This window comes from Microbacterium sp. SA39 (genome assembly GCF_000967865.1).
Classification (GTDB): domain Bacteria; phylum Actinomycetota; class Actinomycetes; order Actinomycetales; family Microbacteriaceae; genus Microbacterium.
In genome coordinates, this window is sequence record NZ_JXRU01000024.1 from 60,552 (window position 1) to 83,840 (window position 23,289).

The window sequence follows — 23,289 nt, forward strand, 5'->3', positions numbered from 1 at the left end:
CATGGCCGCGAAGTGGATCGAAGCGATCACCGGATCCCTCGAAGAGAAGAAGCAGTACAAGCAGGCGCAGGCCCGCATCAACGCCCTCCCCGAGCCGTACCGCGAGATGGCGAAGGCGCAGCAGCGCTACAACATGTACTACGGCGGCGTCACCGACGGCGACACCATCGTGAAGATGTTCCTCGACATCGCCGACCTGTGGGAGCGGGCCGCGATCGACGGCACCCCCGTCTCGGCCATCGTCGGCGACGACCCCGTCGAGTTCGCCGAGAACTACGCCGCGGCGTACGGCGGGCGGCAGTGGATCGACAAGGAGCGCGCACGCCTCATCAAGGCGTTCGACGACGCGAAGAAGAAGGAGGAGTCATGACCACCCCCGCCATCTGGGTGCGCGGCATCGAGAAGTCCTACAAGGAGCTGCACGTCCTGCGCGGCGTCGACTTCGAGGTCGAGAAGGGCAGCATCTTCGCCCTCCTCGGCTCGAACGGCGCCGGCAAGACGACCGTGGTGCGCATCCTCTCCACCCTGCTGAAGGCGGATGCCGGCACGGCATCCGTGCAGGGAGTCGATGTCGCGACCGATCCTCTCGGCGTCCGCGAGCGGATCAGCCTCACCGGGCAGTTCGCCGCGGTCGACGAGATCCTCACCGGACGCGAGAACCTCGTGCTGGTCGCGAAGCTGCGGCACCTCCCCGAGGCGGGGAAGGTCGCCGACGACCTGCTGGCGAAGTTCCGTCTGACGGATGCCGGTGCCCGCAAGGTCGGCACCTACTCCGGCGGCATGCGCCGCCGGCTCGACATCGCGATGAGCCTGGTCGGACACCCCGAGGTCATCTACCTCGACGAGCCGACCACGGGCCTCGACCCCGAGGCGCGCATCGAGGTGTGGGACGTCATCAGGGAGCTCGCGAACACGGGCACCACGGTGCTCCTCACCACCCAGTACCTCGATGAGGCCGAGCAGCTGGCCGACCGCATCGCGATCCTCCACGAGGGGCGCATCATCGCCAACGACACCCTCGCCGGGCTGAAGCGCCTGCTTCCGGCCGCGAAGGTCGAGTACGTCGAGAAGCAGCCCACCCTCGAGGAGATCTTCCTCACCCTCATCGGCCCTTCCGAGTCCCGGTCGTTGAGCGAGCGCAGCGAGACGAAACGCAGTGACGAAACGAGAGGAACAGCAGCATGACCACCCATTTCGCCGCCGACACGGCGACGCTCACCGGCCGCTCCATGCGGCACATCTTCCGCAGCCCCGACACGATCATCACGACCGCGGTCACCCCGATCGCCCTGATGCTGCTGTTCGTGTACGTCTTCGGAGGCGCTCTCAGTGAGAGCACCGACACCGAGAACTACGTGAACTACCTGCTCCCCGGCATCCTGCTCATCGCGATCGCATCCGGCATCGCCTACACGGCGTTCCGGTTGTTCACCGACATGCAGAGCGGCATCTTCGAGCGGTTCCACTCCATGCCGATCGCCCGATCGAGCGTGCTGTGGGCGCACGTGCTCACCTCGCTCACCGCGAACGCGATCACCCTCGCGATCATCTTCGGGGTCGGCTTCCTGATGGGCTTCCGCACCGGGGCGAGCGTCGGAGCGTGGCTCGCCGTGATCGGCATCCTGATGCTGTTCACGCTGGCGCTCACCTGGCTGGCGATCATCGCCGGACTCAACGCCAAGACGGTCGACGGCGCGAGCGCGTTCTCGTACCCGCTGATCTTCCTGCCGTTCATCAGCTCGGCGTTCGTGCCGACCGACACGATGCCGGCGCCCGTGCAGTGGTTCGCCGACAACCAGCCGGTCACCTCGATCGTCAACACCATCCAGGCGCTGTTCGCCGAGCAGCCGGTCGGCGACGACATCTGGATCGCTCTCGCCTGGTGCGTCGGCATCCTCGTGGTGGCCTACGTGTTGGCGATCATCTCCTACCGGAAGAAGGTCAGTTGACTCTTCCGAGCGGGACGGGACGCTCCGTCCGGGGTTCATACCCCGGACGGGGCGTTTCGCTGCGCTCGGGGCGTGCGGCAGTCGGGAGGAGATCTGCGTTTCGGAGGGCCAAGACACCGCATTCGGTCCTCCGAAATGCAGATCTCCTCCGCAACGCGTGGGACTGCCGGATGGCGCGGGGTCAGGCCTGCGGCAGAGCAGCCACGACGTCGATCTCGACCAGGATGTTCGCCAGGTTCGAGCCGACCGTCGTGCGCACCGGGTACGGCGCCGTGAAGAACTCCTCGTAGGCCTCGTTGAACTCGGCGAAGTCGGCGAGGTCCTGGAGGTGCACGGTCGACTTCACGACGTCGTCCAGGGTCAGCCCGTGCACGGCCAGGACCTTCTGGATGTTCCGGAGCACCTGACGCGTCTGATCGCCGACGCTCTCCGGGACGGCATGATCATTCGTCGCGTCCTGCGGGCCGAACCCCGCGGTGTACAGGAAGCCGTTGGCGACCACCCCGTGGCTGTAGGGGCCGGCGGGCGTGGGTGCCCCGTCTGCGTAGAATCCGGTCTTCGGCATCTTTCTTTCCTTTCGTTGACGATTCAGGTTCGGGGTGCGCGACGGAGTCCCCGACCCGGGAGTGCGTCGGTCCGTTCTCCTTCGGCGAGAACGCGGATGCCGGCGACGAAGACGTCGTCGATGCCGACCCCGCGTCCGCGCGGGTCCGCATAGGTGGCGGTGTCGGCGACCGTCGCCGAGTCCACGATCGCGAGGTCGGCGATCGCCCCTGGTTCGACGGTGCCCCGACGCCCCAGTCCGAAGCGCCGGGCCGGTGACGTCGACAGGTGGTGCACAGCATCCGGCCAGGCCCAGGTCGCACGTTCGCGCACGTACTCGCGGAGGAACAGCGAGAACGAGCCGGCGGCGCGGGGATGCGGATGGGCCCCGATGAAGATGCCGTCCGAGCCGCCCATGTGCGCGGGGTGGCTGAAGATACGGGCGAGCTCGGAGCCGGAGCGAGGACTGCGCACCGCCATGACCGCGCTGCATTCCAGACGCGATGCGGCGAGCGCGTCGAGAGCGAAGTCGATCGGCAGGACGCCCGCGCGCGCGGCAGCATCGCGCAGCGTGAGCCCGTGCGCCCAGTCCAGGTCGGGGGCGGCGAGGTGCGCGAGCGTGATCATCTCCGCCCATTCCGGACCGAGGCTCGCGCTCGTCACGGCTCGCGCCGTGCACAGTTCGCGCAGCGCAGCGCGCCGGGAGGGATCCGCGATGACCGCAACTGCCTCTGCCACGGGCAGCGCCGATACCTCCGGCGGCAAAAGCGGCATGCCCAAGAGCGTGCACCCCCGGGTGTAGGGGTAGGCGTCGAAGGTCACATCCACGCCGACGGCATCCAGCGCGGCGAGCTGCGCCAGCACGATGTCGGCATCGGCGTGGAAGTGCGAGATGTGCACGGGCAGCGTCGCCCCCGCACGCTCGGTGGCCCGACGGGCGATCTCGGCGATCTCTCCCGTGCCGGCTGCGGTGTTCGCCTCGTACCCGCCGCGCATGTGCGTCACGTACACCCCTCCGGCGCGCGCGACCGGTTCACAGAGGGCGGCGATCTCGGACGCGTCCTGGAAGATCCCGGGCGCGTAGTCCAGACCTGTCGACAAGCCGAGGGCGCCCTCGGCCATACCCTGCGCGACGAGCTTTTGCATGCGTCGGCGCTCGTCTTCGCCGGCCGGCCGATCCTCGCGTCCGCACACCTCGAAGCGCACGGTGCCCGCCGGCACGAGATAGCCCGCGTTCACCGCCGAGGTTCCCTCGACGGATGCCAGATACGCGTCCACACCCCCACCGCGATACGAGGGGTGCCTTCCGTTGATCGCGGCGAAGTACTCGGAGGCGTACTCGCCGCTGCCCGGCGCGTAGGACACACCGTCCTGGCCCGCGATCACGGTGGTGACGCCTTGGCGCAGCAGAGTCAGAGCGACATCCGGGTCACCCAGCAGACCATCGGCATGCGAGTGCGCGTCGATGAAACCCGGGAGCACCAGGCGATCGGAGACATCGACCACGCCGTCGCCGGGTCGGGCGTCGACGTGGCCGACGTCCGCGATAAGCCCGTCCTGGATAGCGACGTCGGCGCGCAGGACGCCCGTCGCGCCGACGACGGATCCACCGCGGAGAACTGTCCGGCTCGTCATCGCTCTCCTCAGAAGTAAGTGCGGACGAGGTCGACGACGCGGTCGGAATCCGCGGATTCGACGACCGGCAGCACCCGCCACTTGTCGAAGGCCGTGCAGGGATGCGACAGCCCGAGGCGCACCACCGAGCCGATCGCGAGAGGCTGCTCCGACCGCACGTACGAATGCTGATCGTTCATCGCCGAGACCTCGGCGTGCAGCGGTTCCCAGGGGCCGGTCACGGCGGTGGACCAGGAGCGCGGAATGGGCAGCCCCTCGTCGTAGGGCAGATCCCGCTTTCCGCCGTCGATCAGGGCCAGGCCGGACTCGGGCGCCGACACGACCCGGGCGAGACCGTGCATGGCGTTCACGAATCGCGGAGAGGTCTCCGGCTGGGCGGCCCCCTCGTCGAACGGCGAGATGCCGCGGTAGAACCCGTCGTCGTGCACGATGTAGGCCCCGGAACGGAGGGTGAAGTGCGTACGGTCGTCGCGGTCGGCCGTCGCCCACACGTCGGCGACGACGTCGAAGTACGCGCTGCCCCCGGCCGTCACGAAGAGCTCGCCGTCGTCGTACAGCGGGGTGATCGCCGCGTGCAGCTCGAGCTGCGACTCGAGGTACGCACGCACCGCAGCCAGAGCCACGGCGGAACGATCGTGCGCGAGGCTCCCCTCGTACCCGGCCACCCCGGCGAGACGCAGCACGGAGGATGCCGCGATGCGCTCGGCCACGCGCACGGCCTCCTCGATCGACCGCGCACCGGTACGACCGCCTGCACCGCCGAGCTCGACGCAGACGTCGACGGGCCGCGGCGTCCCGGTGGACAGGAGGGCCTCCTCCATCGCGTCGACCGTCGCGATCGAGTCCGCCCAGCACACGAACCGGAACCCGGGGTCCGCCAGCTCCTCCACCAGCCACGCCAGTGCCGGTCGATCGACCGCCGCGTTCGCGAGCATCACCGAGTCGACGCCCAGATCACGAGCGGTGCGCACCTGACCCATGGTCGCGAACGTGATTCCGATAGCGCCGGCATCTGTCTGCCGCTTCCACAGTGCCGGAGCCATGGTGGTCTTGCCGTGCGGCATGAGGTCGAGGCCGCGCTCCGCGCACCACTGCGCCATCGTGGCGACGTTCGCCGTCATCGCCGCGTCGTCGAGCACGATCACCGGAGTCCAGAACTCGTCGAGCCGTGGCTCGGTGGCGAGGAAGTCCTCCACGGTCATGCCCGCAGCGCGCAGGGGCAGACCCTTGTCGCGAACGGTGAGGAGTTCGGCATCCGCATGCGTCATCGCGAGACGTCCGTCTTGACCGCCGCTGTCGTCGGCAGTTCGTGCAGACGTCCGGCTCCCTCGACATCCGGCTGGATCGACGCCACCAGCGTGGCGATCACGCCGACCACGGCGATGACCGCGGAGTAGACGACGACCGGCCAGAACGCGCCGCCGGCGGCAGCGACCAGCGCCGTGCAGATGAGCGGGGCGAGACCTCCGCCGAGCGTGTTGGAGATCTGGTAGCCGATGTTGACGCCGGTCGTCCGCGCCTCCGGGTCGAACATCTCCACGAGCATCGTCGCGAGAGTCGCCTGCATCGCGACCCCGAAGACGACGAACCCGAGGACCTGCCCGAGCCAGATCAGCCACATGTTCCCGGTGCTGAAGAGCATGAATGCCGGGTAGACCATGGCCGCGAAACCGAGGCAGCCGATGATGTAGACGGTGCGGCGACCGATGCGGTCGGAGATCGCGCCCCAGAGTGGCGCGACGACGATCTGCAGCAGGCCGACGAGCATCGTGCCGGCGAACCCCATCCATGCGGGCAGGCCGTTGTCGGACACCATGAACGCCAGGCCGTACGTGAGGATGACATAGCCGGCGATCGACTGCGGCAGGCCGATCAGGATGCCCATGATCGCGTTCTTCGGATGCCGGAACGCCTCGACGAGCGGGTTGTGCTTCTTGCCGGTGGTGGCAAGGAGCAGCGTCTGGGTCTCGGTGAAGGCTTCGGACTCCTCCAGCTGGCGACGCAGCAGCACCGCGGCGATCGCGAGCACGATCGAGAAGACGAACGGGATGCGCCATCCCCACTGCAGGAACCAGGACTCGGGAGTGAGACCCAGCGCGGCCATCAGACCGCCCGATACCACGTTCGCGACGCCCGCTCCACTGATGAGGAAGGCTCCGTAGAACCCTCGCCTGCCGGTCGGCGCGGCTTCCACGACCATCGTGGCCGCGCCGCCCATCTCACCGCCGACGAAGAAGCCCTGGAAGAGCCGGCACAACAGCAGCAGCAACGGTGCGGCGATACCGATCACCTGGTCGGAGGGGATGAGACCGATGCCGGTCGTCGCCACTCCCATGCCGATGACCGTGCTCATCAGCACGATCCTGCGGCCCTTGCGGTCTCCGACGATGCCCCAGATGATGCCGCCGACCGGACGGAGGAAGAACCCGACGGCGAAGGTGGCGAAAGAAGACAGCTGCGCGACGACGGGGTCGTTCGTGGAGAAGAAGACCGCGGGGAAGACGGCCGCGGCGGCGAGACCGTACAGGTAGTAGTCGTAGTACTCGATGAGCGTCCCGATCGCGCCGCCCGCGATCGTCTTGCGCTGCTTTCGTGTCAGTCCAGATGAAGCGACAGTGGTCATCCGGGGGCTCCTTTTTCGGGGGGTGCGCGACCGCATCCGTTGCGGTCGGCCTCGACGAATCGTCTGGGGCGTGGATAAGCTAACAGCCAAATAGACATTCTGTCTATCCCCCGAATTTTTTGTACGGCTGTATCGTTGCTTCCGATTGGAGTCAGAATGCCGACATCGACGGAGAACGCGGTCGCGGCCCTCGCCGACGACCTGGCTCGGGAGACATACGAGAATGCGGAAGAGGTCCTGCGCCTCTATCGGCCGGTGCTGCGCGCACTTGCCACGGCGGCCGGACCCACTGTCGAGGTCGTTCTGCACAACCTCGACGGCACCGACGTCGACCTCGGCCACACGATCATGGCCATCGAGAACGGGCACGTCACCGGACGAGCCGTCGGCGGACCGTCGACCTCTCTCGGCCTGGATGTGCTGAAGGACCGCCGGAAGAACCACGACGCGCTCGGCTACACCGGCTACACGAGTGACGGGCGGGAACTCCGCTGTTCCTCGATCTACTTCCACAATCGCGCCGGCGACATCATCGCCTCGCTGTGCGTGAACGTCGATCTCAGCCCGCTGCTGCTGGTGCGTCAGACGCTCGAGGCGCTCCTGCCCTCGCCCGCGCTCGCCGACGCACCGAAGGAGCACTTCGGGGCCGACCTCGTGTCGGTGATGGATTCGATGATCACCGAGGCCATCCGCGAGATCGGCCGACCGCTCGAGAGCATGACACGCGACGACAAGATCGCGGTGCTGGAGAGGCTGGATCAGCGCGGTGCGACCCAGATGCGCAAGTCGGTAGAGGCCATCGCGAAACGGCTCGGCATCTCGCGCGTCACCGCATACTCCTACCTCGAAGAGGCCAGAACACGATGACGGAAGAACGGATGAAGATGGACAACTCCGCATTCGAGGAGCTCTTCGGAAGCGCTCGGCTGATGGCTATCCTCCGCGGCATGGGAGCCGAGCGGAGCCTCGCGGTGTCGACCACGGCGTGGGACCTCGGGATCGACGTCGTCGAACTCCCCATCCAGACCGCGGAGGATGTCGACGCCCTGCGCGTCGTCGCCGCGGCCGGCCGGGAACGCGGCAAGGCCGTCGGCGCCGGCACGGTGGTGTCGGCCGAGCACGTCGCGCAGGCTGTCTCCGCCGGCGCCTCGTTCACGGTCAGTCCCGGTCTCGACCTCGACGTCGTGCGCGCCTCCCACGAGGCAGGACTGCCCAGCCTCCCCGGCGTCGCCACGGCGAGCGAGGTGCAGTCCGCACTCTCGGCAGGGCTCACCTGGCTCAAGGCGTTCCCCGCCTCGGTCCTGGGTCCGCAGTGGCTCACGGCGATGAACGGACCCTTCCCGCAGGCGCGCTTCGTGACGACGGGCGGCATGAATGCAGCCAATGCCGGCGAGTACCTCGACGCCGGTGCGAAGGTCGTCGCCGTCGGCTCCGCGCTGGAGGACCCTGCGCAGCTGCCGCAGCTCGCCGCGCTTCTCGGTGCGGTGAAGCGGCCATGACCCATCTCGGTGCGCGGCTGGCCTACGTCGCCGCGCGCCTCGACTACGAGATCGACGTGGTCGCCGCGCACGAGGCCGTGGCCGCGGGCGCAGCGGTGCTCGTCGACACACGACGCCTCGAGTCCTGGCAGCACGGCCACATCGCCGGAGCGGTGCATCTGCCGAAGACCGAGGTCGCTTCCCGGGTCGAGACGCTTCCCCGCGATCGCACGCTCATCGTCTACGGCTGGGGTCCGGGATGCAACGGCGCCACCTCGACCGCCCGAGTCCTGCTCGAAGCGGGTCTCGACGTGCGGGAACTCCTCGGCGGCTACGAGTACTGGGCCCGCAACGGCTTCGACATCGAGACGGCCGAGGGCGTCTCGCGGCAGGTGCGCGACCCTCTGGTGACCGCCGAGAGCTGACGCGGCTCCGTCAGCGCAACCCGAGGGGTCCGAGCACCTCACGGCGCTCGGACCGCACCCACCGCACGCCCTCGGCGCGCTTCTCGGCGCGGGTCGCGAATCTATAGCGGTACGACACGACGCGCACCCACCGCGGCGGCTCGCCGTGGAACGGGTCGACGCGCAGCAGGGCGAGCGTCGCGGCATCCGCTTCCAGCAGCCGCAGCAGGAACACGGTGAACCAGTCGTCGAGCGAGCGACCGAGCGGCAGGAACCACATCAGCCAGTCGAGACGCAGGTGGTACGGCGCGAACTGGCGCGGAATCCGGCGCACGTCGCCCGGCTTGCCCTTGAACTCGTATTCGCGCCAGTCGTCGGCATCCTCCGAGGCTGACCCCTCGACCACGAGCTCGACGCGCTCCTTCGTGACCGTGCCGAAGGCGCCGTAGGCGTTGGCGAGCTGCCACCGGTTGAAGCTCGCGTTCATCAGCTGGCGGCGAGCTAACAGGTTCTGCAGTGCGGGCCAGCTGAGCACGACGTAGAGCGCGCCGACGGCGGACGTGATGACGACCCAGTACAGCGGGATGTCGGAGAAGAGCGTTTCGTCTCGCGGAGACCCGCCCTGAGCGAGCGACAGCGAGTCGAAGGGTCGCTCAACGACCGAGGGGAGTCCGACCCCGGAGAAGGCGATCACGATGGTCGCCCAGTTCAGCCAGGCGAAATTGCCGGTCACGACCAACCAGACCTGCGTCGCGATCACGATGGCGGCCGCCACGGCACCGACGATCTGCGGCACCCCTTCGACAGGCTCAGGGACCCAGAGCGACAGCAGCGGTGCGAAGAGGAAGAACGGCACGACCAGCTGCGCGAAGTGATTGCCGACGACCTCGGCCTTGTGGAACCACCGCGGCAGCAGATGCGCCTGCCGGCTGAGCGGACCGGGCATCGGCTGCGTCTCGTGATGGAAGGTCATGGCGGTCAGGTCGCGCCACTCGCGTCCGCCGCGGATCTTGATCATCCCGGCGCCGAACTCGAGCCGGAACACCAGCCACCAGAACAGCACGATCACGACGACGGGCGGATGCTGTTCGCGCGAGCCGAGGAATGCCGCCAGGAATCCGCACTCCAGCAGCAGCATCTCCCACCCGAAGGAGTAGAACGTCTGACCGATGCTGACGATCGACATGTACCCGAGCCACAGCGCGAGGAAGCACAGCATCGGCGCCCACGGCGGACCCCACTGCGGGATGCCGATGACGAGCAGCGCCGCGACCACGATGCCGCACCAGCAGAGCGCCGCGAGCCGGCGGTCGGTGTACCGGATGCGGGAGAACAGTGTCGGATGCAGCATCCGCCGTCTCTCCGGCTTCTGCCCGATCCACTCGAGCAGTGCCGGGGCGGGGAGCAGCCCGCGTTCGCCGAGCAGTGGCCGGAACTGGTTCAGCGTCGAGACGAACGCGACGAGGTAGAGCGCCGCGATGCCCCGCTGCAGGACCTCGCGGGCGAACCCGTAGTCGACCGCCGCGAACCCGTCCACGGCGACAGGCTACGCCCGGAGGTGGGCGGGGGCGAAGGGGGTTGCGCGCGGCATCCGTCCGTCGGGCGTTTCGTCTCGCTGCGCTCGCTCAACGACCGGGTTGGTCGCTTCGCTCCTCGCTCAACGACCGGGTTGGTCGTTGAGCGAGTGAGCGAAGCGAGTGAGACGAAACGCCTTAGTCTCAGGTCACTCGACGACCCAGTCGAACTGGTCGCCGTTCTTCTCGAGCCAGGCGTCGACGGCTTCGGCCTCGCGCCCCTCGCCGTACTCGTTCACGACGAGGTCCTCGAGCGAGCCGTACTGCTCGTCGTCCAGCTGGATCTGCTCGATCAGCTCTGCGGCCTCGGGGTACTCCGACGCGAAACCCTTCGTGCCGAGGAAGTGCAGCCCCTCGGCCTCGCCCATCGCACCCTTCGGGTGTTCGAGGTCCTTCACGGGGAACGCGTCGTTGGCCCAGAACGGACGCCACAGCGTGACCGCGATGTCTTCCTTCTTCTCGGTCGCGGACTTCAGCTCGGTGAGCATCGCGGCCGTCGACGAGGTGACGAGCTCGTACTCGCTGTCGAGGCCGTAGGCAGGCAGCATCTGCTGGGTCTGCGCGGTGAGGCCGGCCCCCGGCTCGATGCCGTAGATCTTGCCGTCGAGGTCGGCGCCCGCGAGGTCGTCGATGGTCTTCAGCTCGGAGTACTCCGGCACCGCGATCGTGAGACGCGCGTTGTCGTAGTACGTGCCGAGGTCTTCGATCGAGTCGCCGTAGGTCTTCATGTACTCGGCGTGCGTGACCTCGGGCCATGCCGACGGGAACACGTCGACGTCGCCCTGCGCGAGCCCCGTGTACAGCGGGCCGGCCTCGGTGAGCGTCTTGAGCTCGACGTCGTACCCGACCTTCTCGAGCTGATCCTGCAGCAGGTACGCGGTGCTGAGCCCGTCGGTCCACGAGGGGAGGAAGCCGAGCGTGATGGTGCCCTTCTCGCCTCCGCCGCCGGTGCTGCCACCGCCGCCGAGTTCGATGGTGCCGCCCGCGCCGTCGCTCGCGCAACCGCTCAGAGCGAGGGCTCCCGCGGCGCCGATGGCCGCGATCGAGATGATCCTGCGATTACGCATTCTGGAGCTCCTTCTCTTCGACGGGCGTCTCGGGCGTCTCGGGCGTTTCGACGATGCGAGCGGATGCCGCGGCATCCGCCTGGCGCTTCGCGCCCCGACGCCGGAGCGCCGCGAGCAGGGACGACGGGTTCTGGCCCAGCGTCCCGAGGGCCGCAGTGACGCGGTCGAGGAAGACGGCGATCAGCACGACGCCGAGTCCTGCCTCCACGCCCTTGGCGATGTTGACGGTCGAGATCGCCTCGACGACCATCTTTCCGAGGCCGTCGGCGCCCGCCATTCCGGCGATGACCGCCATCGACAGCGCGAGCATGATGACCTGGTTGATGCCCGCGAGGATCGTCGGCATCGCGAGCGGAAGCTGGATGCCGCGCAGGATCTGTCCCGGCTTCGCGCCGAAGGCCTGACCCGCCTCGACGGTCTCGGAGTCGACCCCGCGGATGCCGAGCTCGGTCAGTCGCACGCCCGGAGGCAGCGCGAAGATGACCGTCGCGACGAGGCCGGGCACGACGCCGATGCTGAAGAACACGATCGCCGGGATCAGGTACACGAACGCGGGCATCGTCTGCATGAAGTCGAGCACGGGCTTGAGCACCGCGCGAACGGTGCTGTTGCGTGCCGACCAGATGCCGAGCGGCACCGCGATGACCACGGCGACCAGCGCCGCGACGAGCACGAGCGCGAGCGTCTGCATCGCGGGGACCCACAGGCCCATCGCGACGATCAGCGTGAACGAGATGACCGTGCCGATCGCGAGCTGCCACGACCGGACGGTCCAGGCGATGAGCGCGGCGAGCGCGATCACGACGAAGAAGTACGGCAGCAGCAGAAGCGACGTGAGTCCGTCGACGAGAAATGTCACGACGAACGAGACGACATCGAGGAAGCCGTCGAGATTGGTCTTGACCCAGTCGACGCCGGATTCGACCCAGCTGCCGAGGGGAATGCGGAAACCATCCATCAGCGCACCTCCCCGATCTTGTCGGCATCCGAGCCGAACGCATCTTGGGTCCCTGAGCTTGTCGAAGGGTCCGTCCATCCGTCATCGAGCACGGCGTCGATCTCGGCCTGCGGCATGGGGATCAGCGGAAGGATGATCTCCTCCGTCGCGCCCGGGCCGGGGCCGAGGGCCGCGAGCAGGGTGACGCGAGGGATGACGCCGACGAGCTTGCCGTCGTCGCTGACCACCGCGAGCGGCAGCGGAGACTCCACGGCCGGCACGAACAGGTTCATCAGCACCTCGTCCTCGCGCACGCTCTGCAGCACGGGCTTCAGCACCGAGTGCAGGGTCGTCGCGCCGGAGCGCACGAGCTTCACGGCATCCCGGTCCGTGACGACGCCGAGCAGCTGACGATCGCGGCCGACGACGTAGGTGGCCGACATGTACGCGTCGCGCATCTGGCGGAGGGCCGTGCGGGGTCCCGCCGTCTCGGGGACGACGGGGCGCGGACGCTCCATCACGTTCGCGGCGGTGAGCACGCGGGCGCGGTCGACATCCTGCACGAACTGCTCGACGTAGTCGTTCGCCGGGTCCATCAGGATGTCTTCGGGCGTGCCGATCTGCACGATGCGCCCGTCGCGCATCACGGCGATGCGGTCGCCGAGGAACATGGCCTCGTTCAGGTCGTGCGTGATGAACACGATGGTCTTCTGAAGTTTCGCCTGCAGTTCGAGCAGCTGCTCCTGCATCTCGCGGCGGATGAGCGGGTCGAGGGCGCTGAACGCCTCGTCCATGAGCAGGATGTCGCTGTCGGCGGCGAGCGCGCGGGCGATGCCGACGCGCTGCTGCATGCCGCCGGAGAGCTCGGACGGCATCTTCTCGCCCTGGCCCTCGAGCCCGACGAGCGTGAGGATCTCCTCGGCCTTCGCGAGGCGCGCGGCCTTGCCGACGCCCTTCAGCTCGAGCGGGTAGGCCACGTTCGCGGCGACCGTGCGGTGGGGCAGCAGGGCGAAGTGCTGGAACACCATCGAGATACGGTCCCGGCGGATCTCGCGCAGCTGCGTATTCGGGATGCCGGTGATCGGGTCGCCGTTCACGGTGACGGTGCCGGAGCTTGCGTCATGCAGGCCGTTGAGCATGCGGATGATGGTGGACTTGCCGGATCCGGACAGCCCCATGATGACGAAGATCTCGCCGCGGTTGACGGTGAAGCTGGCGTCGATCACGGCTGCCATGCCCGCGTCGCCGACGGCGGTGCGGGTCTCACCGGCTTTCAGACGACGGACGGCCTGGCTCGGATTCTTCCCGAACACCTTGTACAGATTGCGCGCTTCAAGTGCGATTTCGGACACGTTTCCCCTGCGGCTCGCCTTCGGGTGGCTGAGCCTGCTTCGGTTACGCCCGGGTGACGCTCACGGGGCCGTTCGACATGACTGCTGTGGCGGCGCGGGCAGCGGATTTCGGATCCGCCGCAGAGAGCATCGACCGTACGTCCACGCCTCTTCGCAGCACAGCTCATCGAAAGAAGGACGTGGTCGCGGACTGGTCTTTCAGGCCATCAGGCCCACAGACCAACGTAACGAAATGGCTGATCAGGGGCAAATCCGTGCCGCTTGAACCGTCCGGGTTTCGCGCGCTGACCGGGGAATTGGTCATATGTTCAGCGGCGGATGCTGCGGCAACTTCTGCGGCCGATGGCAGGTTCTGCGGCCACACGGCGACGGCAGGGCCGCAGAAGTTCAGAATGGCCGCAGACGTTGAGCGGAAGCGGGGCCGGAGGGCCGGTTCAGCGGCGGATGCTGCGCGTCACGGTGAACTTCGACGTGCGGTGCAGCTGCTCGGCCTCGCCCACCAACCGGGTGAGCTCGGCGCGGTAGTTGAGGGAGGAGTTGTAGACCGTGAAAAGTTCTCCGCCAGGCCGCAGCAGCCGCGCGGCGGCCTCGAAGAGGCGGGTCGCCGCCCCCGTGTGCACGCTGCTGCCGAGGTGGAACGGGGGATTGAGCAGCACGACATCGGCGCTCGCATCCGAGAGCTCCGATGCAGCGTCGTCATGCGTGACGACGACGCGGTCCCCGACCCCGTTCGCCGCGGCGGTCGCCCGGGCGGATGCCACGGCCGCAGCCGACCTGTCGGTCGCGATCACGCGGGCGTCGGGGTGGGCGAGCGCGTACGACACCGCGAGCGCGCCGGTGCCGCAGCCGAGGTCGACCACGGTCCTCCCGGTCGTTGAGCGAGTGGAGCGCAGCGGAGCGAGACGAAACGCCTCATCCCGGTCGGGTACTTCGCCCGGGGAGGGCGTTTCGTCTCGGTGGCCTTCGGCCTCCTCGCTCAACGACCGGGGAGAGGAGAGCCCGAGCACCTCGAGCAGCACCCGCGTGCCGATGTCGAGGCGCGGGCCGGCGAACGCCCCGCCATGCGCGACGAGGGTCAGCCCGTCGTGCTGCGCGGTCACCGGAAACGGCGGCTCGGCCGGCACGGGAAGAGGCTCGGACGCCACCACGAGCCGGGACTTCCGCTCCGCCCGCTCGGCCTGCACCCGGGCGAAGCTGCGCGCGAGCACCTCGTTCTGGCCGAGAGTCATGTGCTTCACCCGACCCCCGGCGATGAGCACTGCGTCGGGCGCGGCCCAGCGAGCGACGGCATCCGCGATCTCCTCGAGCTCGGCGAGCGACTTGGGCAGCTGCAGGAGCACCAGCCGCGCACCGGCGAGCAGCGCGGCGTCGAGCTCGTGCGCCACGAAGCCGTCGAGACCGAGTTCCTCGGCATTGCGGGCGAGCGCCCGGCGCCCGGTCGCCAGGTCCTGATGCACGCGGATGTCGTGCCGACCGGCATCCGTCAGAGCAAGGGTGATCGCGCCGTATTCGTCACCGATCACCGCGATCTGTGAACCGGGGACATCGAGCGCGAGCGCCCGTCCGACCAGCAGCAGATCGGTGGCGTCGTGGGCCTGGAGGTTGTCGGCTTCGACGTCGGGCCAGCGCCGCAGGCGACTGTAGGGGAACTCCGGCACCAGCCCACTGTACGCGGGCCCCGGGGTGTTCCGACCGCGTCCTGCCGAGCCGCCCACACCTGCGGCGGAAAGGGGCGTACGCTCCCGGCCATGACCACCGTCATCCACACGCAGGATCTCACCAAGCACTACGGCCACGTGCACGCGCTCGACGGCCTCGACCTCTCCGTCGAGGCGGGGCAGGTGCACGGCTTCCTCGGCCCGAACGGTGCGGGGAAGTCGACGACGATCCGCATCCTCCTCGGCCTCGCCCGACGCACCGGCGGCACCGCGACCGTGTTCGACCGCGACCCTTGGACGGATGCCGTCGACCTGCATCGCCGAATCGCATACGTCCCGGGCGACGTGAGCGTCTGGCCCACTCTCTCCGGCGGCGAGGCGATCGACCTGCTCGCCCGACTGCGCGGTGTGCACACCAAGGACGCCGCCTATCAGCACGAGAAGACGCGGCTCATGGACGCGTTCCAGTTCGACCCGCGCAAGAAGGGTCGCGCCTACTCGAAGGGCAACCGGCAGAAGGTCGCGCTGATCGCAGCCTTCGCCGTGCCGGCCGACCTCTACATCCTCGACGAACCGACGAGCGGTCTCGACCCGCTGATGGCCGTGATCTTCCAGCGCGAGGTCGCGCGCGCGCATGCGAACGGCGCGACCGTGCTGCTGTCGAGTCACATCATGAGCGAGGTCGAGCAGCTCTGCGACCGGGTGTCGATCATCCGCGCCGGACGGATCGTCGAGGCCGGCACACTCGCAGACCTGCGTCACCTGACCCGCAGCGACGTGTCGTTCACGGCATCCGGCATCTCCCTCGACGACGTCGCACGCGTCCCGGAGGCGCACGACCCGGCTGTGCACGGAGACCGCATCCGTGTCGCCGTCGACAGCGATCGGACCGCGACCGTGCTGCCGGCGCTCGCCGCCCTCGGCATCCGCGATCTGCGCGTCGCGCCGCCGTCGCTCGAGGAGCTGTTCCTGCGTCACTACGGCGACGATCTCGCCTCCCTCGAGGCGGCCGAAGCCGGCGACGCGGGCAACGGCGGCGCAGGCACCGCACAGGAGACCCGGCGCTCCCGTCGACAGCGGGAAGGACGATCGTGATGTCGCCCTTCGTCGTACTGCTGAGGCAGCGCATCCGGCGCGACCGGGTGCAGTTGACGCTGTGGATCGCCGGCACCGCGGCCCTCGCGCTCGGCGGGTATGCGGGAGTGTCCCGGTCGTTCTCGACCCTCGAGGATCGGCAGAGCATCATCGCGGTGGCCCTCGCCAACCCGGTGCTGCTGATGTTCCGCGGGCTGCCGTCCGGCACGTCGGAGGGCGCCTTCATCGCGTTCCAGCTGCTCCCCTGGCTTGCCATGCTCGCGGCGCTCATGAGCGCGTTCCTCGCCGTTCGCCACACCCGAGGCAACGAAGAGGCCGGACGATCCGAGCTCGTGTGGGCGACACCGGCCGGACGGTCTCTGCCGATCGTGGTGACCATCGTGCACGGCATCCTCGCCAATGTGGCGCTCGCCGCGTTCACGGCTCTGGCCCTGCTGATCACCGGGCTGCCTGCGGCGGGATCGCTGCTCGTGGGAGCGGCCGCCGGGGCGTGCGGGATCGCCTTCCTCGGCGTCGGCCTGCTCGCGGCGCAGCTGATCCGCTCGTCGCGGGGAGCGAACTCCCTGACCGTCTGGGTGCTGGTGGCGAGCTTCCTGATCCGCGGCATCGGCAACGCGGCGGGCACCCCGGACGACGACCTGTCCGGGATGACGAGCGCCTGGTTCGCGTGGCTCACGCCTTTCTCCTGGGCGGAGCACACCCGCCCGTACGACACCGACACCGCCTGGCCCGTGCTCCTCTGCCTCGGTCTCGGACTCGTTCTCGCCGCGGCATCCGTCGTCCTGCAGTCGCGCCGCGACATCGACGCGAGCTTCGTGGCCGAACGGCCCGGCCGCGTCTCCGCCCGGCCCGCGCTCGCCTCGCCGCACGCTCTGGTCTGGCGCCTCACCGCGGGCGCGATCATCGGATGGGCGGTCGGCGGCGCGGTCACCGGCTTCTTCGCCACGACGATGAGCGGTGTCATCGACCAGGTCTCGGGGGACAACCCGGCGGTCACCGAGGTGCTGACGCAGATCGGCGGCGCGACCGGCGGACTCGATGAGACCGTCGTGACACTGTTCTTCACGCTGCTCGGTATCCTCGCGGCCTGCTGCGCGGTGCAGACGGTCGTCCGCGCCCGGCAGGAAGAGGCCCGCGGCACCGCCGAGATCGTGCTCGCGACCCCGATCGGACGCGTGCGCTGGCTCGCCGACCACGTCGTCGTCGCGACGATCGCCGTGCTCATCGTCGTCGCCGCTGCCGTGCTCGCGGCCTGGTTCGGGATCTGGTCGACGGATGCCGACGGCTCGCTCTATCGGATCGTCGCGGTTGCCGGCCTCGGCCAGGCGCTCGCGGCATCGGTGTTCACGGTGCTCACGGCCCTGGTGTTCGTGGTGTTGCCGCGCGCGACGATCGGCCTCGCCTGGGCGCTGGTGCTCGTCGCGACCATGCTCGGCATGTTCGGCCCGCTGCTCGGCCTGCCCGAGTGGACCGCGAACATCTCGCCGTTCGCGGTGACGCCCGTGGTCGACGGCGACGGGGTGGACCCGCGAGGGCTCTGGTGGCTGGTGCTCGCGGTCGCCGCGGGGGCCGCCGGGGCGCTCGCGCTCATGCGCCGCCGGGAGCTCGCCTCGGGCGGCTGAGGCGAGTTCGCGGGGTGTCCCGGCCGGCCGCCCGTTCACAATTCAGCAAGAACTCGGGCGGGTGGGTCGCCGCGCCGCACCACCACGTGCGCCGAAGCCCGCCGCGCCACGTTCTTGCTGAATTGTGAACGCCGACCGGCGAAGCCTTGACACCCCACAGGTTCTGTGGTTACCTACTCATGTAGGTAACCCACGAACCACTGGAGGGCCCGTGATCGAAGAAGGCAAGCCGCTTTTCCTCCAGATCGCCGAACAGATCGAGGACTCGATCGTCGACGGCTCGCTCGCCGAAGAGGCGAAGGCTCCGTCGACCAACGAGCTCGCCTCGTTCTACCGGATCAACCCCGCCACCGCAGCCAAGGGAGTCGCCATGCTCACCGACAAGGGAGTGCTCTACAAGCGCCGAGGCATCGGCATGTTCGTCGCCGAAGGCGCGCGAGACATGCTCCTCGGCGAGCGCCGGTCGGCCTTCGCCGATCGCTACGTCGACCCGCTCCTCGCCGAAGCCCGCACGCTGGGCCTCGACGCCTCCGATCTCGCGGCACTGCTCCAGGAGCGTGCCGCACAGACCACCGTCTCAGAAGGGAAGGACCCCGCATGACCGCCGTCATCGAGGTGCAGAACCTCAGCAAGCGCTACAAGGAGAAGAGAGCACTCGACAACGTCTCCCTCTCGATCGAGGGCAACGCCATCTACGGCCTGCTCGGCCGCAACGGCGCCGGCAAGACGACGCTCATGTCGATCCTGACCGCGCAGAACTTCGAGTCGTCCGGCACCGTCAAGGTCTTCGGCGAGCACCCGTACGAGAACGCGCACGTGCTCGGCCGGATCTGCTTCGTCCGCGAGAGCCAGAAGTATCCCGACGACGCCCACCCCCGGCATGCCTTCAAGGCGGCCAGCCTGTTCTTCCCGCACTGGGACCAAGCTTTCGCCGATGAACTGATCGCGCAGTTCCAGCTGCCCACGAAGCAGACGATCAAGAAGCTGTCCCGCGGTCAGCTGTCCGCGGTCGGTGTCATCATCGGTCTCGCCTCGCGCGCCGAGATCACGTTCTTCGACGAGCCCTACCTCGGACTCGACGCCGTCGCCCGGCAGATCTTCTACGACCGCCTGGTCGAGGACTACGCCGAGCATCCGCGCACGATCATCCTCTCGTCGCACCTGATCGACGAGGTCTCGAACCTCATCGAGAAGGTCATCGTGATCGACAACGGCCAGATCCTCCTCAACGAGGACACGGATGCCGTCCGCGAACGCGCCGTCACCATCGTGGGCGATGCCGCCAAGGTCGACGCGTGGATCGCCGACCGTGAGGTCCTGCACCGCGAGGCGCTCGGACGGGTGGCGTCCGTCACCGTGCTCGGACGCCTCTCCGCCGCGGAGCGCGCCGAGGTCACGGCATCCGGACTGGATCTCGCCCCGGTCTCTCTGCAGCAGCTCGTCGTCCGCCTCACCCAGAAGGCGGGCGCCCACCCCGACGAAGACGCGACCACGAAAGAGGAGGTGCGCTGATGGGACGCACATTCAATGTCATCCGCCTGCAGCTGATCAACAAGGGCACCTTCGTCTGGTATCCGCTGATCATCCTCGCCGCCGCGGTGGTCATCTCGATCCTGATCTACGCGATGATCCCGTTCGACACCCCGAAGTACGGCGGCGGCGGCCAGGCCCCGCTCTGGTACTTCTTCGCCGTCGGGATGTCGGCGATGACCCTGACCTTCCCGTTCTCGCAGGCGATGAGCATCACCCGCCGGGAGTTCTTCTTCGGAACGCTGCTCACGGCGACCATCGGCAGCGCACTGATGGGTGTGATCTTCCTCATCGGCGGCGGGATCGAAGTGGCCACGAACGGCTACGGCGTCAACGGCTACCTGTTCTACCTCCCGTGGCTGTGGGAGGCCGGTCCTCTCGGAGCGTTCGTGGTCTACTTCACCCTCGCTCTGTTCTTCTTCGTGATCGGCTTCACCGGCGCGACGATCTACAAGAGCTGGGGACAGCTCGTGCTCATCATCGTGAGCATCGCGCTGACACTCGCACTGATCGGACTCGTCTTCCTGGCGACACGACTCGAGCTGTGGGGCGATGTCGGCGCAACGATCATGAATCTCGGCGCCCTCGGTCTCGCGCTCTGGGGCCTCGTCATCACGGCGGTGCTCACGGGCGTCTCGTTCCTCGCGTTCCGCCGAGCGATTCCCTGATCCGCCGCCGGTGTCACCCCGCCTGTACGGCTCCGGCGCGGATGCCCCAGAGCACCGCCTGCAGGCGATCGCGGGCGCCGGTCTTTTGGAGGATGCCCGCGAGGTGATACTTGACGGTCGTCGGCTCCACGAAGAGGCGGTCGGCGATCTCGGCGTTCGACAATCCCTCGGCGAGGAGGCGCAGCACATCGAGCTCCCGCTCGGTGAGCGGCAGTGCGTCGGCGGCGACCTGCGTAGGGCTCGCCCGACGGCGTTCGCCGAACTCCTGCAGGATCCGGCGGGTCAGCCGCTGGTCGAGGGTTCCGTCTCCGGCCGCCACCGAGCGGACCGCGGCGAGCAGCGTCTGCTCATCGGCACCCTTGAGGAGGAACCCGGCGGCACCGGCCTCGAGCGCGGCGAACACGTCGGCATCCACGTCGAAGGTGGTGAGGATCAGGACGTCGGTCGCCAGATCCGGGTCCCCGACGATCTCGCGGGTCGCCGCGATGCCGTCGGTGCCCGGCATCCGGATGTCCATGCAGACCACGTCGGGGCGGAGGCTGCGAGCGAGCTGCACGGCGTCGGCCCCGTCGATGGCTTCCCCGACGACCTCGATGTCGGCCTCGGCGCCGAGGATGACGGCGAGGCCGGCGCGGACGACGGCCTGGTCGTCGGCGATGAGGACACGGATCATGCGGCACTCCGTCCGTCGAAGGGGATGCGGAGGCGATTGGTCCATCCGCCGCGGTCGTCGGGCCCGACCGTCAGCTTCGCGCCGATCAGCTCGGCCCGCTCGGCCATGCCGGAGAGGCCGTAGCCCACTCCCGATCGGGTCGCGGGCGCCGCGCCCTCAGCCGATGGCTCGTTCGAGACCGTGATCTCCACGGCATCCGCTCCGAACCGCACGGTGACGGCACAGGCCGCGCCAGGCGCGTGTCTGGCGGCATTCGCGAGCGACTCCTGCACCATGCGATACGCGGTGGTCTCGGCGAGCGCGCCCACCGGACGCGCATCCCCGACTTGGGTGAGTGCGACGCGCTGACCACGTTCCCGCGCGACGGCCACGAGCGCACCGATGCCGGCGATGGCGGGCACGGGACTCGGTCCCCCCGAGGGCGCGTCGTCGCTGCGCAGCAGGCCCACCGTCCGTCGCAGGTCGGCGAGTGCGATGCGGGCGTCGTCCTGGACGGTCTGCATCATCTCCCTCGCCCGGTCGAGGTCGCTGCGGGTGAGCGCGGTGGCCGCCTGAGCGCTCACGATGATCCCCGAGAGGTGGTGCCCGGCGATGTCGTGCAGTTCCCGCGCGAGCGCCTCGCGCTCGGCGCGCACCTCGCGCTCGGCGCGCTCGCGCCGCTCGTGCTCCGCCATCCGCGCCTGCTCCTGCAGTGCGTCGGCGAGGCGCTCGCGCCCGCGGACGTACTCGGCGACGGCCGCGGGGGCCGCGTACTGCAGGGCGATGCGCGCGATCACGGTGAGCAGCAAGACGAACAGCGATTCGCGAGAGCCGAACAACAGCGCACCGCCACCGACGACGGTGGTCACCAGTGCGCCGATGCCGAGCGCTGTCAACGCCGGGGTCCGAGGGCTGCGGCGAGCCATCCCGTAGGCGGCGAGGATCACGCCCAGCGATCCGGCCCCCAGCTCGCCGGCCGAGGTGGCGAGGATCACGGCGTCGAGCAGCACCGCGCCAGCGAAGACGGTGATCGGTGCGCGCCGTCGGAACACGAGAAGGAGCGCCTGCAGGGCGATCAGGCCGGCGTACGCCCAGGGCGGGACATCCCCCGGCACTGTCGCGGGCAGCTCTTCGATCCACAGGTCGGCACCGAGGTAGCCGATCGCCGCCGCGAGGACGAGCACCGGCGGGATCGCCCGGCGTACGCGCTCGGCACGCGGGGAGGGGCGCTCCGGACGGGACATGGCCTCAGTCAACCACGCCGGGCCCCACCTCCGTCGGGAGGCGGGACCCGGGGTGGACCGAGGTGTGATCACCGATCGCACAGCGTCTCGTCGAGGGCCTCGACCACGATCCGGTACTGCTCGAGCAGCACCTCTTCGTCATCCGGAGAGACCACCGCCCAGGGCAGCGCGGTCACCGCGATGGTGGCGGCGGTGCCGTCCGGGCCGACGGCGTTGCGCGTCTGAGTGCCGGGGATGTCGCCGCCGTGACCCCAGGCGAATCCTCCGCAGCTGAGCGGGTACCGCTGCAGTCCGAGACCGTACGCAGCCTCCGGCCACAGCTCGTCGCCCGCCGGCACGGGGGTCTGCATCGTCTTCAGCGCCTCATCGCTCAGCAGCTCGCCGTCCAGCAGCGCGCGCATGAAGGTGTTGAGCTCGGCGGGGGTGGACACCATGGCGCCAGCCGACCAGGCGAACGACGTGTCCATGGCGGAGATGTCGCGCAGTTCTCCCGGAACGTCGGCGTGATAGCCGATCGCATGCTCGTTGCGCAGCTCGCGCTCGCCGGGAGCGGGGAAGTACGTGTGCTCGAGGCCCAGCGGTCGCACGATGCGCTCCTCGATCTGCTCGGCGATCGCACGGTCGGTGACCGCCTCGATCAGCAGTCCGAGAACGAGGTAGTTCGTGTTGCTGTACTCCCACTTCTCCCCCGGCGCGAAGCCCGCCGGACGGGTGAGGGCGATGTCGAGCATGTCCCGCGGAGAGATGTACTTCTCCTGCGCACCGAAGGCGTCGGCCGCGATCTGGTCGGCGTACTCGGGCAGACCGGTGGTCTGCTGCAGCAGCTGGTGCACGGTGATGCCCGCCCCGTCGATCCCCGTTCCCCTGATCAGACCGGGAAGGTACGTGTCGATCGGGGCCGCCAGGTCGACGAGACCCTCGTCCACCAGCTGCAGCACGACGGTCGCGACGAACATCTTGGTGTTGCTGGCGATCCGCACCTCTCCGTCGACCGGAGGCGCCTCGCCCGTCTCGATGTCGCCCTCGCCGGCGACGGCATTCTCGACCTCGCCGTCGGGCGAGGTCACCGACGCGAGGACGCCGGGGTAGCCGGCATCCACGAGCGACTGCATCCTCGTCTCGAGAGCGCTGGCGCTCGTCGCTTCCGCGGAGGCGGCGGGTTGATCGACCGCGCGGAAGAGGGCTCCGGCCGTGATCGCTCCGCCGACGAGCACGGCGACGGCGGCGATCGCGATGACCGTGCGCGCCCTGCGGCGGG

General features: G+C 68.9%; 23 protein-coding genes. 11 read left to right on the forward strand and 12 right to left on the reverse strand.

The window, feature by feature from the left end; genetic code table 11:
• Position 1: 1 nt before the first annotated feature.
• Genes RS85_RS02620 through RS85_RS02630 form a run of 3 tightly spaced genes read left to right on the forward strand, consistent with a single transcriptional unit; the run spans position 2 to position 1,949 of the window.
• On the forward strand, positions 2-370 hold the full coding sequence (locus RS85_RS02620) for a DUF1048 domain-containing protein (protein ID WP_046011859.1): 369 nt from the start codon (positions 2-4) through the stop codon (positions 368-370).
• Positions 367-1,185 (forward strand): ABC transporter ATP-binding protein, encoded by an 819-nt coding sequence (locus tag RS85_RS02625; protein ID WP_046011860.1) that lies wholly within the window; start codon positions 367-369, stop codon positions 1,183-1,185. The genes RS85_RS02620 and RS85_RS02625 overlap by 4 nt, the downstream gene beginning before the upstream one ends.
• Positions 1,182-1,949 (forward strand): ABC transporter permease, encoded by a 768-nt coding sequence (locus tag RS85_RS02630; protein ID WP_046011861.1) that lies wholly within the window; start codon positions 1,182-1,184, stop codon positions 1,947-1,949. Before RS85_RS02625 ends, RS85_RS02630 begins: the two co-directional genes overlap by 4 nt.
• A 181-nt stretch (positions 1,950-2,130) precedes the next feature.
• On the opposite strand, the gene RS85_RS02635 is transcribed toward RS85_RS02630, so the two are convergent.
• The 4 genes from RS85_RS02635 to RS85_RS02650 are packed head-to-tail and all read right to left on the reverse strand — an operon-like array spanning position 2,131 to position 6,750.
• Positions 2,131-2,514: a RidA family protein gene (locus tag RS85_RS02635; protein WP_046011862.1), complete on the reverse strand. Its 384-nt coding sequence runs from the start codon at positions 2,512-2,514 to the stop codon at positions 2,131-2,133.
• A gap of 23 nt (positions 2,515-2,537) precedes the next feature.
• Positions 2,538-4,127, reverse strand: coding sequence for an N-acyl-D-amino-acid deacylase family protein (locus tag RS85_RS02640; RefSeq protein ID WP_046011863.1), 1,590 nt, complete (start codon positions 4,125-4,127; stop codon positions 2,538-2,540).
• A gap of 8 nt (positions 4,128-4,135) precedes the next feature.
• Positions 4,136-5,395: an alanine racemase gene (locus tag RS85_RS02645; RefSeq protein WP_046011864.1), complete on the reverse strand. Its 1,260-nt coding sequence runs from the start codon at positions 5,393-5,395 to the stop codon at positions 4,136-4,138.
• Positions 5,392-6,750 carry an MFS transporter gene (locus RS85_RS02650; protein ID WP_046011865.1) on the reverse strand — a complete coding sequence of 453 codons (1,359 nt, stop codon included), beginning with the start codon at positions 6,748-6,750 and terminating at the stop codon, positions 5,392-5,394. The genes RS85_RS02645 and RS85_RS02650 overlap by 4 nt, the downstream gene beginning before the upstream one ends.
• Positions 6,751-6,906: 156 nt before the next feature.
• On the opposite strand from RS85_RS02650, the gene RS85_RS02655 reads away from it, so the two are divergent.
• From RS85_RS02655 to RS85_RS02665, 3 genes are read left to right on the forward strand one after another with little or no spacing between them, the layout of a single operon-like run.
• Positions 6,907-7,617, forward strand: coding sequence for a helix-turn-helix transcriptional regulator (locus RS85_RS02655; protein ID WP_052703307.1), 711 nt, complete (start codon positions 6,907-6,909; stop codon positions 7,615-7,617).
• A gap of 17 nt (positions 7,618-7,634) precedes the next feature.
• On the forward strand, positions 7,635-8,249 hold the full coding sequence (locus RS85_RS02660) for a bifunctional 4-hydroxy-2-oxoglutarate aldolase/2-dehydro-3-deoxy-phosphogluconate aldolase (protein WP_046011899.1): 615 nt from the start codon (positions 7,635-7,637) through the stop codon (positions 8,247-8,249).
• Positions 8,246-8,653 carry a rhodanese-like domain-containing protein gene (locus tag RS85_RS02665; protein ID WP_046011866.1) on the forward strand — a complete coding sequence of 136 codons (408 nt, stop codon included), beginning with the start codon at positions 8,246-8,248 and terminating at the stop codon, positions 8,651-8,653. The genes RS85_RS02660 and RS85_RS02665 overlap by 4 nt, the downstream gene beginning before the upstream one ends.
• 10 nt (positions 8,654-8,663) lie before the next feature.
• Here RS85_RS02665 and RS85_RS02670 read toward each other — a convergent pair whose 3' ends face one another.
• The 5 genes from RS85_RS02670 to RS85_RS02690 form a co-directional block, all read right to left on the reverse strand.
• Positions 8,664-10,169, reverse strand: a complete 1,506-nt coding sequence (locus RS85_RS02670) for a lipase maturation factor family protein (RefSeq protein ID WP_046011867.1) — start codon at positions 10,167-10,169, stop codon at positions 8,664-8,666.
• Between the two features lie 186 nt (positions 10,170-10,355).
• A complete protein-coding gene (locus RS85_RS02675) occupies positions 10,356-11,273 on the reverse strand; it encodes a glycine betaine ABC transporter substrate-binding protein (RefSeq protein ID WP_046011868.1) in 918 nt (305 codons plus the stop codon).
• Positions 11,266-12,231: an ABC transporter permease gene (locus RS85_RS02680; protein WP_046011869.1), complete on the reverse strand. Its 966-nt coding sequence runs from the start codon at positions 12,229-12,231 to the stop codon at positions 11,266-11,268. The genes RS85_RS02675 and RS85_RS02680 overlap by 8 nt, the downstream gene beginning before the upstream one ends.
• Positions 12,231-13,562 (reverse strand): quaternary amine ABC transporter ATP-binding protein, encoded by a 1,332-nt coding sequence (locus RS85_RS02685; RefSeq protein ID WP_046011870.1) that lies wholly within the window; start codon positions 13,560-13,562, stop codon positions 12,231-12,233. Before RS85_RS02685 ends, RS85_RS02680 begins: the two co-directional genes overlap by 1 nt.
• Before the next feature lie 434 nt (positions 13,563-13,996).
• The gene (locus RS85_RS02690) at positions 13,997-15,220 is read right to left on the reverse strand and encodes a methyltransferase (RefSeq protein ID WP_046011871.1); all 1,224 of its coding nucleotides are present in this window, start codon (positions 15,218-15,220) and stop codon (positions 13,997-13,999) included.
• Between the two features lie 90 nt (positions 15,221-15,310).
• Between RS85_RS02690 and RS85_RS02695 the strand changes: the two genes are divergently transcribed.
• The 5 genes from RS85_RS02695 to RS85_RS02715 all read left to right on the forward strand — a co-directional run bounded on the left by RS85_RS02695 (position 15,311) and on the right by RS85_RS02715 (position 20,135).
• Complete coding sequence (locus tag RS85_RS02695; RefSeq protein ID WP_046011872.1) at positions 15,311-16,315, forward strand: ABC transporter ATP-binding protein; 1,005 nt, start codon at positions 15,311-15,313, stop codon at positions 16,313-16,315.
• Complete coding sequence (locus RS85_RS02700; protein ID WP_046011873.1) at positions 16,315-17,937, forward strand: ABC transporter permease; 1,623 nt, start codon at positions 16,315-16,317, stop codon at positions 17,935-17,937. Before RS85_RS02695 ends, RS85_RS02700 begins: the two co-directional genes overlap by 1 nt.
• Positions 17,938-18,148: 211 nt before the next feature.
• Entirely contained in the window at positions 18,149-18,538 is a 390-nt protein-coding gene (locus tag RS85_RS02705) for a GntR family transcriptional regulator (RefSeq protein ID WP_046011874.1), read from the forward strand.
• On the forward strand, positions 18,535-19,449 hold the full coding sequence (locus RS85_RS02710; RefSeq protein ID WP_046011875.1) for an ABC transporter ATP-binding protein: 915 nt from the start codon (positions 18,535-18,537) through the stop codon (positions 19,447-19,449). Before RS85_RS02705 ends, RS85_RS02710 begins: the two co-directional genes overlap by 4 nt.
• Positions 19,449-20,135 carry a hypothetical protein gene (locus tag RS85_RS02715; protein WP_046011876.1) on the forward strand — a complete coding sequence of 229 codons (687 nt, stop codon included), beginning with the start codon at positions 19,449-19,451 and terminating at the stop codon, positions 20,133-20,135. Before RS85_RS02710 ends, RS85_RS02715 begins: the two co-directional genes overlap by 1 nt.
• Before the next feature lie 13 nt (positions 20,136-20,148).
• Here RS85_RS02715 and RS85_RS02720 read toward each other — a convergent pair whose 3' ends face one another.
• The 3 genes from RS85_RS02720 to RS85_RS02730 form a co-directional block, all read right to left on the reverse strand.
• Positions 20,149-20,808 carry a response regulator gene (locus RS85_RS02720; protein WP_046011877.1) on the reverse strand — a complete coding sequence of 220 codons (660 nt, stop codon included), beginning with the start codon at positions 20,806-20,808 and terminating at the stop codon, positions 20,149-20,151.
• Entirely contained in the window at positions 20,805-22,031 is a 1,227-nt protein-coding gene (locus RS85_RS02725; RefSeq protein ID WP_046011878.1) for a sensor histidine kinase, read from the reverse strand. Before RS85_RS02725 ends, RS85_RS02720 begins: the two co-directional genes overlap by 4 nt.
• A 68-nt stretch (positions 22,032-22,099) precedes the next feature.
• A partial coding sequence (locus tag RS85_RS02730; RefSeq protein WP_046011879.1) for a serine hydrolase domain-containing protein occupies positions 22,100-23,289 on the reverse strand: 1,190 nt, incomplete at its 5' end.